Raw genomic sequence first — 360 nt, 5'->3', positions numbered from 1 at the left:
ATCGACTCGCGGGTGTTTTCGCTCTGGGCAACCTTCCTTGGCCGCGCCAATGCGGATCCGACCCTGGCTCGTGCCCACCGCGAAGGCTACCTTGGCTTTCGCAATGAGGTGGAAGCGGTTGTGGCCGAAGTGCTCGCCGCCGAACAGCGAAAGCCGGACGCCAGCCAGCTGCGCCACCATGCCATCGCGATCAATGCGATCATCGACGGGCTCTGGATCGAAGGCTGCCTGGCCGGCGAGATGTTCTCGCCCGGCGAATTGGCGGCGATTGGCATCAAGGCTGTGGAGGTCGAACTCGGCCTCTCGCCTCTGGAGCAATCCCAGGAAAAGTGAGAAACGGTTTTCCGTCTGGAATTGCGC

At 62.5% G+C, this 360-nt stretch carries 1 protein-coding gene; it reads left to right on the top strand.

Features of this window, described 5'->3' with window-relative positions:
* A partial coding sequence (locus EN859_RS36040) for a TetR family transcriptional regulator C-terminal domain-containing protein (protein ID WP_189502526.1) occupies window positions 1–333 on the top strand: 333 nt, incomplete at its 5' end.
* Window positions 334–360 lie beyond the last annotated feature (27 nt).

Source organism: Mesorhizobium sp. M00.F.Ca.ET.216.01.1.1, assembly GCF_004010325.2.
GTDB lineage: Bacteria > Pseudomonadota > Alphaproteobacteria > Rhizobiales > Rhizobiaceae > Mesorhizobium.
This window is presented reverse-complemented; position numbering and strand designations above follow the sequence as displayed.